This window comes from Streptomyces sp. NPDC107522 (genome assembly GCF_055657525.1).
Map to the genome: position 1 here is coordinate 1 of NZ_JBVKAU010000042.1, position 1330 is coordinate 1330.

1 protein-coding gene and 1 pseudogene are annotated in these 1330 nt (G+C 65.3%); both read left to right on the top strand.

From position 1 onward, the window contains the following. Window positions 1–462 (top strand): annotated as a pseudogene (locus ACZ7L6_RS43400) (alpha-1,4-glucan--maltose-1-phosphate maltosyltransferase); the annotation flags it as partial. After that, window positions 459–1330 (top strand): alpha-amylase family glycosyl hydrolase (locus ACZ7L6_RS43405; protein ID WP_471934068.1); only part of this gene is annotated, 872 nt, incomplete at its 3' end. The pseudogene ACZ7L6_RS43400 and the gene ACZ7L6_RS43405, both read left to right, overlap by 4 nt.

Here is a 1330-nt window from a genome sequence, read left to right on the forward strand (position 1 = left end):
CTGCGCGCGGGCAGCGAGGAATACCTCGACTCGGAGAAGTACCAACTCCGCCCCCGCGACTGGGAAACCGCCGAACGCGAAGGCCGCACGATCACCCCCCTGATCACCAGGCTCAACGCCATCCGGAGAAGCCACCCCGCCCTCCACCGGCTCAGGAACCTCCGCTTCCACCACACCGACAACGACGCGCTCATCGCGTACAGCAAACGCACGGGCCCGGACACGGTCGTGGTGGTCGCCAACCTTGATCCCCACCACACCCAGGAGGGCACGGTCTCGTTGGACATGCCGCACCTCGGCCTGGACTGGGATGCCTCCCTGTCCGTGCGCGACGAACTGACGGGTGAGACCTACCGCTGGGGCAGGACCAACTATGTGCGCCTTGAGCCCGGCAGGGCGCCCGCGCACGTGCTCCACGTCCAGGCATCACCACCCCAGATCGGAGGGTCGCCCGCGTCATGACCGTCAACGAGCCCGTGCTGGACACCTTCGAGGACACCCCTGCCAAGGACCGTGACCCGGATTGGTTCAAGCGCGCCGTCTTCTACGAGGTCCTGGTCCGCTCCTTCCAGGACTCCAACGGCGACGGCGTCGGCGACCTCAAAGGCCTGACCGCCAAACTCGACTACCTGCAATGGCTCGGCGTCGACTGCCTGTGGCTGCCGCCCTTCTTCAAATCACCGCTGCGGGACGGCGGCTACGACGTCTCCGACTACACCTCCGTGCTGCCGGAATTCGGTGACCTCGCCGATTTCGTGGAATTCGTCGACGCCGCTCACCACCGCGGCATGCGCGTCATCATCGACTTCGTCATGAACCACACCAGCGACCAGCACCCGTGGTTCCAGGAATCGCGAAAGGACCCCGACGGCCCCTACGGCGACTACTACATGTGGGCCGACGACGACAAAGCATACGGCGACGCCCGCATCATCTTCGTCGACACCGAACCCTCCAACTGGACGTACGACCCGGTCCGGGGGCAGTACTTCTTCCACCGCTTCTTCTCCCACCAGCCCGACCTGAACTACGAGAACCCGGCCGTGCAGGAGGAGATCCTGGCCGCCCTCCGCTTCTGGCTGGACCTGGGCATCGACGGCTTCCGGCTCGATGCCGTGCCCTATCTGTATGCGGAGGAGGGCACGAACTGCGAGAACCTGCCCGCGACCCATGAGTTCCTGAAACGCGTCCGCCGAGAGATCGACGCGATGTATCCGGACACGGTGCTGCTGGCAGAGGCCAACCAGTGGCCGGAGGACGTCGTCGACTACTTCGGCGACTTCCAGTCCGGCGGCGACGAATGCCACATGGCCTTCCACTTCCCCGTCAT